Origin of the sequence: Streptomyces sp. NBC_00354, from assembly GCF_036106915.1 — a bacterium.
Lineage (GTDB): Bacteria > Actinomycetota > Actinomycetes > Streptomycetales > Streptomycetaceae > Streptomyces.
The window spans coordinates 6,211,129-6,224,582 of sequence record NZ_CP107983.1; the positions used below are offsets into that span (position 1 = coordinate 6,211,129).

The window sequence follows — 13,454 nt, forward strand, 5'->3', positions numbered from 1 at the left end:
GCTACAAGTTGCGCTGCGAGCCTGTGCTCCTCAGACCTAGCAGGCTGCGCTTGTATCTGTTGATGACCCCTCGGTTCTCGAGGCCCGGTCCGCTTCACGGCGGAGCATGGGCTTCCTTGGCTGTCCGGCTTCTTCGGCAGATGCCGATAAGGGCTCCCGGCGTAGCAGTACCTACGACTTTCTGTCCGTAACCGGAGCCCTTACCCACATGACGAGCAGCACCGAGACCACCGCCACCACCCCGCAGGTTGCGGTCAACGACATCGGTGACGAGGAAGCATTCCTCGCCGCGATCGACGAGACGATCAAGTACTTCAACGACGGCGACATCGTCGACGGCGTCATCGTGAAGGTCGACCGGGACGAGGTCCTGCTCGACATCGGTTACAAGACCGAAGGCGTGATCCCGAGCCGTGAGCTCTCGATCAAGCACGATGTCGACCCGAACGAGGTCGTCAAGGTTGGCGACGAGATCGAGGCCCTGGTTCTCCAGAAGGAGGACAAGGAAGGCCGTCTGATCCTGTCCAAGAAGCGCGCCCAGTACGAGCGCGCCTGGGGCACGATCGAGAAGATCAAGGAAGAAGACGGCATCGTCACCGGTACCGTCATCGAGGTCGTCAAGGGTGGTCTCATCCTCGACATCGGCCTCCGCGGCTTCCTGCCGGCCTCTCTCGTCGAGATGCGTCGTGTCCGCGACCTCCAGCCCTACGTGGGCAAGGAGCTCGAGGCGAAGATCATCGAGCTGGACAAGAACCGCAACAACGTGGTCCTGTCCCGCCGCGCCTGGCTGGAGCAGACCCAGTCCGAGGTCCGCCAGACGTTCCTCACCACCCTGCAGAAGGGTCAGGTCCGCTCCGGCGTCGTTTCCTCGATCGTCAACTTCGGTGCCTTCGTGGACCTGGGTGGCGTCGACGGTCTAGTCCACGTCTCCGAGCTGTCCTGGAAGCACATCGACCACCCGTCCGAGGTTGTCGAGGTCGGCCAGGAAGTCACCGTCGAGGTCCTCGACGTCGACATGGACCGCGAGCGTGTCTCCCTGTCGCTGAAGGCGACGCAGGAGGACCCGTGGCAGCAGTTCGCCCGGACCCACCAGATCGGTCAGGTCGTCCCGGGTAAGGTCACCAAGCTGGTTCCGTTCGGTGCGTTCGTCCGCGTGGACGAGGGCATCGAGGGTCTGGTCCACATCTCCGAGCTGGCCGAGCGCCACGTGGAGATCCCGGAGCAGGTCGTCCAGGTCAACGACGAGATCTTCGTCAAGGTCATCGACATCGACCTCGAGCGTCGCCGGATCTCGCTGTCGCTGAAGCAGGCCAACGAGTCCTTCGGTGCCGACCCGGCGTCGGTCGAGTTCGACCCGACCCTGTACGGCATGGCCGCGTCCTACGACGACCAGGGCAACTACATCTACCCCGAGGGCTTCGACCCCGAGACCAACGACTGGCTCGAGGGCTTCGACACCCAGCGCGAGACGTGGGAGCGCCAGTACGCCGAGGCGCAGGTCCGCTTCGAGCAGCACCAGGCTCAGGTCATCAAGAGCCGCGAGGCCGACGAGGCCGCTGCCGCCGAGGGTGCTGCCGCCCCGGCCGCCAGTGGCAACGCCGGTGCGGGCATCTCGGGTGGTTCGTACTCCTCGGAGTCGGACGAGACCTCGGGCGCCCTGGCCTCCGACGAGGCCCTGGCCGCGCTCCGCGAGAAGCTGGCCGGCGGCCAGAGCTGATCGCAGCGCAGCAGCGCAGCAATGGATCACACTCCGGTGTGAGCCGAGCTGAGCAGAGCTGAAGAGCAAGGCCCGTCCCCTCCGGGGGGCGGGCCTTGTTGCGTTCCTGTGAAAGGGGCCAACTGGGGAATGGAGCAGCCGCCTTGGACGTTCTTCGCTGAGAAGGCGGCGAGGAGGAGTGGTGGCGGTGCTTGATCCACAGGGTTTGTACGAATGGGATGCCAAGGGCCTGGCAGTGGCGGACCTGGCGCTTGCCCAGGACTCGGCCGGGCTGGTCATGCTGTACCACTTCGAGGGGTACATCGATGCGGGCGAGGCGGGGGAGCAGATCGTCGAGCGGCTGCTCGACACCCTGCCCCACCAGGTGGTGGCCCGGTTCGACGCGGACCGCCTGGTCGACTACCGCGCCCGGCGCCCGCTGCTGACGTTCCAGCGCGACCACTGGACCGAGTTCGAGGAGCCCCGGCTCGAGGTGCGCCTCGTCCAGGACGCCACCGGCGCGCCGTTCCTGCTGCTCTCCGGCCCCGAGCCGGACGTGGAGTGGGAGCGCTTCGCCGTCGCCGTCCGGCAGATCGTCGAACGCCTCGGGGTCCGGCTCTCGGTCAACTTCCACGGCATCCCGATGGGCGTCCCGCACACCCGGCCCGTCGGGATCACCCCGCACGGCAACCGGACCGACCTCATGCCGGGACACCGCAGCCCGTTCGACGAGGCTCAGGTGCCGGGCAGTGCGGAGTCCCTGGTGGAGTTCCGGCTCGGCCAGGCCGGGCACGACGTGCTGGGCGTCGCCGCGCACGTACCGCACTACATCGCGCGCTCCCCGTACCCGGACGCCGCGCTGACGGTGCTGGAGGCGATCACGGCCGCGACCGGGCTGGTCCTGCCGGCCGTGGCGCACGCGCTGCGCACCGAGGCGCACCGCACGCAGACGGAGATCGACCGGCAGATCCGCGAGGGCGACGAGGAGCTGGTCGCCCTGGTCCAGGGGCTGGAGCACCAGTACGACGCGGCGGCCGGCGCCGAGACGCGGGGCAACATGATCGCCGAGCCGCAGGAGATCCCGTCGGCGGACGAGATCGGCCGCGAGTTCGAGCGGTTCCTGGCGGAGCGCGAGGGCGAGGGCTGAGGGGTTCGGTTCGGCGGGGCGCGCCGGCCGGGTCCGCTTCGGCCGGCGGGCTTGGGCCGGGGCTGCTTCGGCCGGGGCGCTTCGGCCGGCGCGCTTCGGCCGGGCCGGGGGGCTGTACGGGGGCCGGGGTGCGGGGTCTAGTCTGCTGGGCATGTTGAAGGTTGGCCTGACAGGCGGAATCGGTGCCGGCAAGAGCGAGGTCTCGCGGCTGCTGGCGGGGTACGGGGCGGTCGTCGTGGACGCCGACCGCATCGCGCGGGAGGTCGTGGAGCCCGGTACCCCCGGGCTGGCGGCGGTCGTGGCGGCCTTCGGGGAGTCCGTGCTGACCCCCGGGGGGGCACTGGACCGGCCGAAGCTGGGGTCGATCGTGTTCGCCGACCCGGCGAAGCTGCAGACCCTCAACGCGATCGTGCACCCGCTGGTCGGGGCCCGGTCGGCCGAGCTGGAGGCCGCCGCAGGGTCCGACGCGATCGTCGTGCACGACGTACCGCTGCTCGCGGAGAACGGCCTGGCGCCGCTGTACGACCTGGTGGTCGTGGTGGACGCCGCTGCCGGGACGCAGCTGGCCCGGCTGACCGCGCTGCGCGGGATGGCCGAGGAGGAGGCGCGGGCCCGGATGGCCGCGCAGGCCACGCGGGAGCAGCGGCTGGCGGTGGCCACGCTCGTGATCGACAACGACGGGCCGCTGGAGGCACTGGAGCCGCAGGTGCGCAAGGTGTGGGCGGAACTCAAGGAGCGGGCGGCGGCAGGTACGGCTGGTGCCTGACGTGCACATGGAATAGCGGGCGCGGCGCGTTGAACGCGCCTGCAGAGGGAAGGAACAGATCGTGTCCGACACCACGCCGCAGCCCATACCGTCGCAGCCGCCTCCGCCGTCCGGCTCGTCCCCCGAGACGCATGTCATCGACTACCGGGCCGCCGAGCACCTGCTGGCCGCGCGGGACCCGCGCGGCGCGGTGAAGCTGCTCGACTCGGTCATCGCCGCCCACCCGGAGAACACGGCGGCCCGGCTGCTGCGCGCCCGCGCCTTCTTCGCCGCCGCCCAACTGCGTCCGGCGACGCTGGAGTTCGAGCTGGTGCTGGAACGGGAGCCGGACAACGCCTTCGCGCACTTCGCGCTGGCCCGCACGCACGAGCGCTCCGGGCGGCCCGAACAGGCCCGCAAGCACTTCCGCCTGGCGGCCGCCCTGGACCCCCGGCCGGACTACCTGGCAGCGGCCCACTTCGAGGACTGAGCGGCCTCGGGGAAGCGCTTGGCCCGGTATCACCGGCTGCGGGGAGGCTCGTACGGGGGGATCTCCGGGCCGGGCTGGTAGTGCGGGCCCTGATGGATGTGGTGGAGGACCACGGCCAGGTCCACGGCGGCGAGCACCGCGAGCACACCACAGGCGGCCGCCCACCCGGGACGGCCGACCAGCGAGAACGCGGCCGTCCCGGCGACGGCCCAGATCAGCCCCCACAGGCTGAGCCAGAACCGCAGCCGCAGCGGACTGCGGGCGGTCATCGGCTCGTTTCCGGAACGCATGACCATCGCCTCAGGTCCATGGTCCCACCAGCGGGGCGGTCAGGGGTCGAGGCGGTTCACGGCTGTCGTGGTCGTCGTCTTGAAGGCGGCGACGGGGGCGTCGCTCAGGTCGCCCATCCGACCCCACTGGACGACGGTCACGGTGGAGCCGTCACGTCCGATCCCGAAGAGGTGCACGCCGGGCTCGGACTCCGGGATCGAGGTGTGCACCCCGTAGACGTGGGCGCCCTCCTCGACGGGGAGCGTTCCGTAGTCCTTCGAGGCCGCCTTCCCGTCCGGGTGCTCCCGCAGCCAGTCGGCGGCGCAGGCGGCGACCTGCCGCTCCAGGCTGCGGGTCAGCCGGGCGGCCGCGGAGTCGGAGGAGGCCCGTACGGAGATCTGCACGGCTCCGGCGTCGAGGTCGTTCCCGAAGCGCCGATGCCAGGTGCCGGTGGCCGGAAGCACCCCGTCCAGGCAGAAGGGCGCCGCCTCGGGCAGCCCCTTGGTGACCTTGCCGGCATGCCAGGGCGAGCCGGCATCCGGCGGCAGATCGGCGGCGCCGAGGAACCCGGGCGCGGTGAGCACGAGCGCGATGGCAGCGGCGAAGCCTTGGAGCATGGCCGGTTCTCCCCAGTTTCGTGTGCAAGGCCGTGTGCCATCTCTTCCCCGGATCACCCCCATCAGCCCACACGGCCCACCCCGGCCCCGCCGGCCACTGGGGGGTCCCCCCGGACGGAGTCTGGGGGAGGGAGGAGGGCGGGGCGGGGAGAAGGCCCGCGCAGCGGCCTCGGAGCCGGCATCTGCCCAGCTCAGCGGCATTGTCAGTGGCCGCGCCTAGACTCGAGGCAGACGGGATCCGTCTGGCCTGATGGCATCGAGGGTGAGGGGAGGCAACACCGTGACACCGCAGCCGCAACGGCAGCAGCCGCACCCCCTCACCCCCCTCCTCCGCCACCCCGCCGTCTTCCTCCCCGCCCCCGTCCCCCGCGAGGCCCGCATCGCCTTCTGGTCCCCCGACGGGGACGCGCTCCCGGACAGCGCCGGGACACCGGCCCCGCTCACGGTCGTACGCCCCCACGGCCAGGGGATCCGTACCCGTACCGTCCCCTCCCTCAGCCTCTCCGTCACCGACGCCCTGCCCCTGCTCGCCCGCGCCCCGCGCAGCGCCGTCACGCACCCCGCCACCCGCGCCTGGGGCACCGCCGCGCTGCACGCCCTCGCGCTCGTCGCCCGCGGCCGGCTGCTCCCCGGGGTCACCCCCGACGGGGTCGACGCCTGGCGGGCCGGCCCGCTCGATGCCGAGGACGTGAGTCACCTCCGAGCGGTGGCCGCCGCCCTTCCGTATGAGGGGTACGCCACCCCCCTGCCCGGCCGCCGCCCGCTCCAGCTGCCCGAACCGGAGGCCCTGGTCCGGGCGTTCCTGGATGCCGTCGCCGACGGCCTGCCCCGTACCCCGGCGGCGCCGGTGGCCGCCGGGCGGCCCTTCGCCGCGCAGGAGCCGCAGCGGGTGCCCGGGATACAGGAGTGGGCCGCGCAGGTCGCGGCCGGCGCCGATGCCGGGGTGGGGATCTCGCTGCGCCTGGACCTGTCCTCCTTCCGCCTCTTCGACGGAGCGGACGAGGCGGACGGGGCGGACGCGGCGGACATCCGCCGCGCGGGCGCCGCCGTCGTCCAGGTCCACAGCCTCGCCGACCCCACCCTCGTCACCGACGCCGGGCTGCTGTGGGCCGGTGCGGCCGCCGCCGGGTTCGGGCCGCGCGCCCGGATCGACGCCGTACTGGCGCTGCGCCGGGCCGCCCGGGTCTGGCCGCCGCTGCTGCGGCTGCTGGACCAGCCGGTGCCCGATGTCCTGGCCCTCTCCGACCCGGAGCTCGAAGACCTGCTGGGCCGGGCCGCGAACCGGCTCGCGGCCGCCGGGGTCCTGGTCCACTGGCCGCGGGAGCTGGCTCGTACGCTGTCCGCGACCGCGGTCGTACGGTCGACCGCGCCCGGCTCCGCCACCGAGGGCACGGCGTTCTTCGACGCCCAGCACCTGTTCGCCTTCTCCTGGGAGCTCGCGCTGGGCGGCGACCGGCTCACCCCGGGGGAGATGGACGCGCTGGCGCAGGCCCACCGGCCCGTGGTCCGGCTGCGCGACCAGTGGGTACGGGTCGATCCCGAGCTGGTGCGCAAGGCGCGCAAGCGGGAGCTGGGGCTGCTGGACCCGGTGGATGCGCTGGCCACCGTACTGACCGGGACGGCCGAGGTGGACGGGGAGCCGGTGACGGCGGTTCCGGTGGGTGCGCTGGCCGCCCTGCGGGAGCGGCTGACCGGCGAGCTCGCCCCGCTGCCGCAGCCCGTCGGGCTGAAGGCCACCCTGCGCGACTACCAGGCCCGCGGCCTGGCCTGGCTGGACCTGATGACCTCGCTCGGCCTCGGCGGCTGCCTCGCCGACGACATGGGCCTGGGCAAGACCGTCACCCTGATCGCGCTGCACCTGCACCGGGACCGCCCCGAGCCGACGCTCGTCATCTGCCCCGCGTCGCTGCTGGGCAACTGGCAGCGGGAGATCGAGAAGTTCGCGCCCGGTGTCGCGGTGCGCCGCTTCCACGGCGGCAGCCGCAGCCTCGACGGGCTGGCCGGGGGATTCGTGCTGACCACGTACGGGACGATGCGCGCGAGCGCGGCCCGGCTGGCCGGGCAGCCCTGGGGCATGGTCGTCGCCGACGAGGCGCAGCACGTGAAGAACCCGCATTCGGCGACGGCGAAGGCGCTGCGCACGATTCCGGCGCCGGCCCGGGTGGCGCTGACCGGCACCCCGGTGGAGAACAACCTCTCCGAGCTGTGGGCGCTGCTCGACTGGACCACGCCGGGGCTGCTGGGCCCGCTGACGGCGTTCCGGGCCCGGCATGCCCGCCCGGTGGAGCACCAGCAGGAGGAGGACGGGGGCAACGAGGCGGCGGTGGCCCGGCTGGCCGCGCTCGTACGGCCGTTCCTGCTGCGGCGCAAGAAGTCCGACCCGGGGATCGCCCCCGAGCTGCCGCCGAAGACGGAAACAGACCATCCGGTCTCCCTCACCCGTGAGCAGGCCTCGCTCTACCAGGCCGCAGTGGACGAGGCGATGGCCGTGATCGAGGCGAGCGAGGGCATGGAACGGCGCGGCATGATCATGAAGCTGCTGGCCTCGCTCAAGCAGATCTGCAACCACCCCGCGCAGTACCTGAAGGAGGAGCAGCCCCGGATCCCGCACCGCTCGGGCAAGCTGGCCCTGCTGGACGAGCTGCTGGACACGATCCTCGCGGAGGACGGCTCGGTGCTGGTCTTCACCCAGTACGTGACGATGGCCCGGATCATCGAGCGGCACCTGGCCGCCCGCGGGATCTCCCACCAGCTCCTGCACGGCGGGACCCCGGTGGCGCGCCGCGAGGAGCTCGTGGACCGCTTCCAGTCCGGTGAAGTCCCGGTCTTCCTGCTCTCCTTGAAGGCGGCGGGCACGGGGCTCAACCTCACGCGGGCCGGTCATGTCATCCACTTCGACCGCTGGTGGAACCCGGCGGTGGAGGAGCAGGCCACCGACCGCGCCTACCGGATCGGCCAGACGCAGCCCGTCCAGGTCCACCGGATCATCGCCGAGGGCACCGTGGAGGACCGGATCGCCGAGATGCTGGAGGCGAAGCGGGCCCTGGCCGATGCCGTGCTCGGCTCGGGGGAGTCGGCGCTGACCGAGCTGACCGACCGCGAGCTGGCCGACCTCGTCTCCCTGCGGAGGCCCGCATGATCACCGCGCGGGACGACCGCCGCCGCACCTTCGAGACCGTGCCCGCCGGGGTGGAGGCCGCCAGCTGGTGGGGCCGGGCCTGGGTGTCGGCGCTCGAGGAGGTGTCCCGCGACCCGGCCCGCCTGGCCCGGGGCCGCACGTACGCCGCCGAGGGCCACGTCGACGCGGTCACGGTCACCCCGGGCCGGATCGTGGCGTACGTACGGGGCAGCCGGGCCCGCCCGTACCGTACGGAACTGGCCCTGAGCCCCTTCCCGGACGCCGAGTGGAGCGAACTCCTGGAGGCGGTGGCCGCGGACCCCACGGCCCTGGCGAGCCTGCTGGAGCGGGAGGTTCCGCAGTCGCTGGCGGGCGCGGTCCTGCCCGGCGCGGGCGAGCTCGTCCCGCGCTGCTCCTGCCCGGACACCGCCCGCCCGCCGTGCAAGCACGCCGCGGCCCTCTGCTACCGGGCGGCCCGCCTCCTCGACGAGGACCCGTTCGTCCTGCTGCTCCTGCGCGGCCGGGGCGAGCGGGAGCTCCTCGACGAGCTGACCCGCCGCAATGCCGCCCACGCCGCCCGCGAACAGCCCGACGCCGCCCCGGACTTCCCCGGTGTCCCGGCCCGCGCCGCGCTGGCCCGCACCAGCCTGCCGCCGCTGCCGGCCCCGATGGCCGCGCCCGCCGCCGTGGGCCTCCCGCCCGCCTACCCGGCCGACCCGGCGGCCCCCGACCCGCTGGCCCTGGACCAGCTCGCCACGGACGCCGCCACCCGCGCCCTCGCGCTGCTCACCACCGCCGAGGACCCGATCGCCGGCCTCACCCTCTGGCAGGACGCCGTCCGTCTGGCCTCCGCGCACCACACGGCCGGCCTCACCGGCGCCGCCCGCACCCTCTACCGGGACCTGGCCCGCGCCACCGGCCGCACCACTACCGACCTGGCCCGTGCCGCCGCGGCCTGGCGCCAGGGCGGCCTGCCCGCGCTCGCCGCCCTCGAGGAGCCCTGGGACCCCCCGGCGGGCCCCTTCGACCGCGCCCGCCCGGCCCTCCTGGCCGCCTCCCAGGGCGCCTTCCGCCCCGACCGCAACCGCCTCACCGCGCCCACCTGCCAGCTCCGCCTGGGCCGCGACGGCCTCTGGTACGCCTACGAGTCCCGCCCGCACACCGAGGACTGGTGGCCCACGGGCACCCCCTCCCCGGACCCCCTCACCGCCCTGCGCCGCTGACCTCGGCCGCCCAGCGCGTCAACGTGGTGAAGTCGCGGTCGCGCAGGCCGTGTCGGGCGTGGATGGTGAGGAGGAGGGCCGGGGACGGGTGGTGGGCGGCGATCCAGGCGCGGTCCTGGGGGGTGATCATGTCGTCGACCCAGGCGAAGGGGCGGCCTGCGGCCCAGTCGAGGAGCGGGCGGGTCTTCCAGAAGAGACCGTCGGGGTCGTCGGCGAAGAGTTCCGGCCACTCGATGACAGGAAGATCACCGGGTAGTCCGATGTGCGGGGCGATCATCGTGTTGGCCTCGTGCATCCAGGCGGTGGCCCAGGTGAGTTCGTAGGGCAGGGCCAGCAGACGGCCGCCGTGCGACGGGTGCAGGCGGACCCGCAGCCCGCGCCGGGCGCTGCGCGATTCCGGGTCCCGGTGGGACATCCAGCCGGTCGGACGCATCCGGTGACTGGTGTATCCGCGCAGTGCGGCGAGGCGGGACCGGAAGGGGTTGAGGGGGCCGTCCACGTCGAGGAGCAGGAGCGGGGGTTCAGTCATGAAGTAGGCATTACCCAGTACACGATGGGGTGAAATGCCTATCGGTTCTATAACCCGAACGGGTTTACCGCGTTGTTTCCGGTGCGGGTGCAGCGCCCGTGAACTCCTCCGGAAGGCAGGGAACTCATGCGTCACAGTCGTCGGAATGGCTTGATCGCGGCGGTGGTTGCGGGAGGTGGACTGGCGGTCGCGGGTGTCAGCGGGTTCGCCTACGCCGATGCGGACGCGGCCGGGAAGGCCGAGCGTTCGCCGGGGCTGCTGTCCGGGAATCTTGTGCAGCTGCCGGTGCACACCCCGGTGAACGTGTGCGGGAACACCGTGAGCGTGGTCGGCGTGCTCAACTCGGCCGCGGGCAACCGCTGTGCCAACGAGGCCGGGGGCGGTGGCGACGGCCACCCAGGGTCCGTGTCCTCGCATCCCTCGAAACCCGGGACCGGGAACGGGAGCGGGACCGGAAAGGGCGGGGGAGCCAGCGCCGAAGGGAGCGGAAAGGATTCGCCGGGGCTGCTGTCCGGCAACGGGATCCAGCTTCCCGTCGACGTCCCGCTCAACATCAGCGGGAACGCGGTCAGCGTCGTCGGGGTCGGCAACAGTTCCACCGGCAACACCTCCGTCAACGGCGAGGAGCCCAGCGGCGGGAAGCCGCCGCAGCAGCCGCCCGTCGTCGAGCGGCCCGTCGTCGAGCGGCCCGTCACCCCGCCCGCGCCGCCGCAGCACGGCCCGGCGCTCGCCCACACCGGGGCCGACGGCGCCGGCTACCTGCTGCCCGGCGGCGGGGCGCTGCTGCTGGGCGGGGTCCTGCTCTACCGCCGCTTCCGCCTCCAGTAGGCCGCAGGGCTTACGGCTCGGGGCCCGAAGCGTGCGGCGGGGGCGGGGGCGGGAGCGGGGGAGGGGATGGCGCGGGTGTGCGCCAGCCGTCCAGGATCGCGTCGATCCGCGCCGCCAGCCGGGCCCGGGCCGCGAACCGCGGGACGCCCGCCATCAGCAGGGCGTCGTACTCGGTGTCGGTGTGCCGCACCGCCGCCCGGACCGCCACCGACACCGCCTGTGCGTCGAGGGCCCGGCCGGCCGCCGTACGGCCCACCCGGCCGCTGCCGCGCAGCGAGGCATGGGCGGCGATCGCCGCCGCCCGCTCGGCGGGGCAGCCCGGGAACAGCCGCCGGATCTCCGCGGCGAAGGCAGCCGTGAACCGGATGTCCCCGACCGCGCGGCGCAGCCGGTCGCGCTCCCGGCGGCGGGCCCGCGCCTCGGCGTCCGCGAGGCAGGCGGGCTCCGCGCGGGCCAGGGCGGGGTCCTCGACCAGGAGCCCCTGGCGCTCGTAGCGGCGGCGCCGCTTGTTGAAGCGGACGACGACGGCGGAGAGTGAACTGGCCTCACGGGCCCGCCGGGTGAGTGCGGCATCCCCGCGCGGCAGGTAGACGAGGTGTCCGAGGTCGGCGCAGTCCAGGCAGCGGGGCACACCGGCCTCGCGGACGAGGTGGCGGAGCGGCCCCTGGCGGCACTGCGCACAGTTGATCTGCTTCAGCGACTCGAACACCACGAGGCTCATGACGAAGTGATACCGCTGTCCGGTCCGCTTATCACCTTGCCAAAAATGATGGCTGAGCTTTCGCCGACTTTCCCGGATGTCCGGATGTCCCTCTACCGTGGGGCGTTGGGGCTGCGGTAGAGCCGTGATGCCCATGGGGGAGGGGCACACACATGGCTGGCTGGCAGGCAACGGCGCGGCGTACGCGGGACACGGCCGGGGCGGAGGACCTCGCGGGCCGGGAGGTCGTCATAGAGCCCGGCGGCTGCACCGGCTGGCACTTCCACCGCGTTCCGCTGATCGCGCTGGTCAAGTCCGGGACGCTGACCCGGATCCTGCACGACAACTCGGTCGTCGTACACCTGCCGGGGGCCAGCTTCGTCGAGCCGCCCGGCGTCGAGCACCTCCACCTCGGCCGCAACCTCGGCACCGCACCCGTCGTGCTGTACGTGACGTCCACGCTGGCCGAGGGCGAGGCCTTCTCCATACCTGCTGCCGCCCCGCGCGGCGCAACACCGTGCTCCTGCTCGGGGGACTTCGCGTGAACCTCCCTCGTGAAAACGCTACGGTCCACCACTGACAATGGGCCCGTGCAGCTGGAAGCGATCACATGGCAGCGGATGGCCGAGCGGCTCGCCGGTCATCTCGACGAACACAAGGCGTCCCCCGGGCAGGCGACTTGGCAGCGGGTGGGCATCGACGGTGCGCCCGCCGCCGGTACCGGCGTGCTCGCCGGCCATCTCGCCGACGCGCTGCGCCTGCGCAGCCGCCCGGTCCTGGTGGTCCCGGCCGAGGGCTTCCTGCGGCCGGCCTCGCTCCGCTTCGAGTTCGGCCGCGAGGACGTGGACTCCTACCTCGGCGGCTGGTACGACACCGCCGCCCTCTGGCGCGAGGTGTTCGGCCCGACCGACCCGGGCGGCACCGGCCGAGTGCTGCCCGACCTCTGGGACCCGGCGACCGACCGGGCGACCCGCAGCCCGTACACCGAGCTCCCGCCGGGCGGCGTGGTGATCGTGCACGGCCCCCTGCTGCTGGGCCACTGGTTCCCCTTCGACCTCGGCGTGCACATCCGGCTCTCCCCGGGGGCGCTGGCCCGCCGGACCGAGGAGTCCGCGCGCTGGACCCTGCCCGCCTTCGCCCGCTACGAGGCGGAGACCGACCCCGCGGCGCAGGCCGACGCCGTGGTCCGGGCCGACGACCCCCGCCACCCCGCCTGGACCGGCCTCACGGGCCCCACCGGCTGACCTCCGCGCCCGCCCGTACCGTCACGGACGTCCGGGATCCGCAACAGCGCCATCGCGGCCCTGCGACGAACGGGTTCCGGCCATCGCCGCGGCCGGAACCACGGCGCTACGTTGACGCCACGCTTCGACGGCGGCCACCTGGTGGCGCCTTGGCAGAGGGAGACGGCAATGGGCGGACGTGGTACGGCGATTCGGGGTCCGAGACGGCTGCGGCGGCAGGCCGCCTGCGCCGCGCTGGTGCTGTGCGGAGCCCTGGCCCTCACGGCCTGCAACGGCGACGACGGCAGTGACGCGGGAGCGGGAGCCGCCGGTACGACCCCCGGCGCGAGCCCGGTGAGCCCGTCGGCCATCCCGGCCACCTCCGCCGCCCCGGCAGGCGGAGCGACGCCGTCCGCAGCGGCGTCGTCGAAGAAGCCGGCCCCGACCGCCACCACTCCGGCCAAGCCGAAGCCGCCCGCTCCCGGGCCCACCTGCGTCCCCAAGGCGCCCATCTCGCCCGACGAGATCGCCGTCTACCGTTATACCCCCGAGGGCGGCTCCACCAGCCTGATCGTCAAGCACGGCAACTGGGGCTGCGCCGTCGCGGGCGGTGCCACCCCGTTCGTGACGGTCGGCGAGGAAACCTTCATCCCGATCGCCGAGGACGCGAAGATCAGCGCCTTCACCCCGATCCTCCCCACCACCGTGAGCACGCCGATCAGCACGCACGAGCTCACCTCGTGGCTGGAGACCCACCCGAACAAGGGCCTGGTGTTCCACTACAACGTGAACAAGGCCGGCGTGATCGACACCCTCGGCCAGGAGGAGTACACCTCCTAGCCGCCCGGACCGGCGTGACCGCCCGGGG

14 protein-coding genes are annotated in these 13,454 nt (G+C 73.2%); 10 read left to right on the plus strand and 4 right to left on the minus strand.

What is annotated here, in order from left to right; translation table 11 throughout:
- The first annotated feature begins 208 nt into the window (after window positions 1–208).
- The 4 genes from rpsA to OHT74_RS28500 all read left to right on the plus strand — a co-directional run bounded on the left by rpsA (window position 209) and on the right by OHT74_RS28500 (window position 4,078).
- The gene (gene rpsA / locus OHT74_RS28485) at window positions 209–1,717 is read left to right on the plus strand and encodes a 30S ribosomal protein S1 (RefSeq protein ID WP_266668098.1); all 1,509 of its coding nucleotides are present in this window, start codon (window positions 209–211) and stop codon (window positions 1,715–1,717) included.
- 187 nt (window positions 1,718–1,904) lie between these two features.
- Window positions 1,905–2,843 (plus strand): PAC2 family protein, encoded by a 939-nt coding sequence (locus OHT74_RS28490; RefSeq protein ID WP_030292149.1) that lies wholly within the window; start codon window positions 1,905–1,907, stop codon window positions 2,841–2,843.
- 151 nt (window positions 2,844–2,994) lie between these two features.
- The gene (gene coaE, locus OHT74_RS28495; protein ID WP_328621778.1) at window positions 2,995–3,609 is read left to right on the plus strand and encodes a dephospho-CoA kinase; all 615 of its coding nucleotides are present in this window, start codon (window positions 2,995–2,997) and stop codon (window positions 3,607–3,609) included.
- A 61-nt stretch (window positions 3,610–3,670) separates the two neighbouring features.
- A complete protein-coding gene (locus OHT74_RS28500; protein WP_328621779.1) occupies window positions 3,671–4,078 on the plus strand; it encodes a tetratricopeptide repeat protein in 408 nt (135 codons plus the stop codon).
- Window positions 4,079–4,107: 29 nt separating this feature from the next.
- On the opposite strand, the gene OHT74_RS28505 is transcribed toward OHT74_RS28500, so the two are convergent.
- A complete protein-coding gene (locus tag OHT74_RS28505; RefSeq protein WP_266668104.1) occupies window positions 4,108–4,368 on the minus strand; it encodes a DUF6343 family protein in 261 nt (86 codons plus the stop codon).
- A gap of 39 nt (window positions 4,369–4,407) precedes the next feature.
- Window positions 4,408–4,965 (minus strand): hypothetical protein, encoded by a 558-nt coding sequence (locus OHT74_RS28510; RefSeq protein ID WP_328621780.1) that lies wholly within the window; start codon window positions 4,963–4,965, stop codon window positions 4,408–4,410.
- 250 nt (window positions 4,966–5,215) lie between these two features.
- Between OHT74_RS28510 and OHT74_RS28515 the strand changes: the two genes are divergently transcribed.
- Together OHT74_RS28515 and OHT74_RS28520 are read left to right on the plus strand one after the other, a co-directional pair.
- Window positions 5,216–8,104 (plus strand): SNF2-related protein, encoded by a 2,889-nt coding sequence (locus OHT74_RS28515; RefSeq protein ID WP_443047585.1) that lies wholly within the window; start codon window positions 5,216–5,218, stop codon window positions 8,102–8,104.
- Window positions 8,101–9,306, plus strand: coding sequence for an SWIM zinc finger family protein (locus tag OHT74_RS28520; protein WP_328621782.1), 1,206 nt, complete (start codon window positions 8,101–8,103; stop codon window positions 9,304–9,306). Before OHT74_RS28515 ends, OHT74_RS28520 begins: the two co-directional genes overlap by 4 nt.
- Here OHT74_RS28520 and OHT74_RS28525 read toward each other — a convergent pair.
- On the minus strand, window positions 9,287–9,835 hold the full coding sequence (locus tag OHT74_RS28525; RefSeq protein WP_328621783.1) for a hypothetical protein: 549 nt from the start codon (window positions 9,833–9,835) through the stop codon (window positions 9,287–9,289). The two genes, OHT74_RS28520 and OHT74_RS28525, sit on opposite strands and share 20 nt — an antisense overlap.
- 162 nt (window positions 9,836–9,997) lie before the next feature.
- Here OHT74_RS28525 and OHT74_RS28530 point away from each other — a divergent pair, with 162 nt between their 5' ends.
- Entirely contained in the window at window positions 9,998–10,663 is a 666-nt protein-coding gene (locus tag OHT74_RS28530; protein WP_328621784.1) for a chaplin, read from the plus strand.
- A gap of 10 nt (window positions 10,664–10,673) precedes the next feature.
- Here the strand turns inward: OHT74_RS28530 and OHT74_RS28535 are convergent, their stop codons facing one another.
- Window positions 10,674–11,384: a DUF2293 domain-containing protein gene (locus OHT74_RS28535; RefSeq protein WP_328621785.1), complete on the minus strand. Its 711-nt coding sequence runs from the start codon at window positions 11,382–11,384 to the stop codon at window positions 10,674–10,676.
- Window positions 11,385–11,536: 152 nt separating this feature from the next.
- On the opposite strand from OHT74_RS28535, the gene OHT74_RS28540 reads away from it, so the two are divergent.
- The 3 genes from OHT74_RS28540 (at window position 11,537) to OHT74_RS28550 (ending at window position 13,426) form a co-directional block, all read left to right on the plus strand.
- Window positions 11,537–11,908 carry a cupin domain-containing protein gene (locus tag OHT74_RS28540; RefSeq protein ID WP_328621786.1) on the plus strand — a complete coding sequence of 124 codons (372 nt, stop codon included), beginning with the start codon at window positions 11,537–11,539 and terminating at the stop codon, window positions 11,906–11,908.
- A 45-nt stretch (window positions 11,909–11,953) separates the two neighbouring features.
- Entirely contained in the window at window positions 11,954–12,607 is a 654-nt protein-coding gene (locus OHT74_RS28545) for a uridine kinase (RefSeq protein ID WP_266993893.1), read from the plus strand.
- Between the two features lie 168 nt (window positions 12,608–12,775).
- A complete protein-coding gene (locus tag OHT74_RS28550) occupies window positions 12,776–13,426 on the plus strand; it encodes a hypothetical protein (RefSeq protein WP_266668120.1) in 651 nt (216 codons plus the stop codon).
- The last annotated feature ends 28 nt before the right edge of the window (window positions 13,427–13,454 follow it).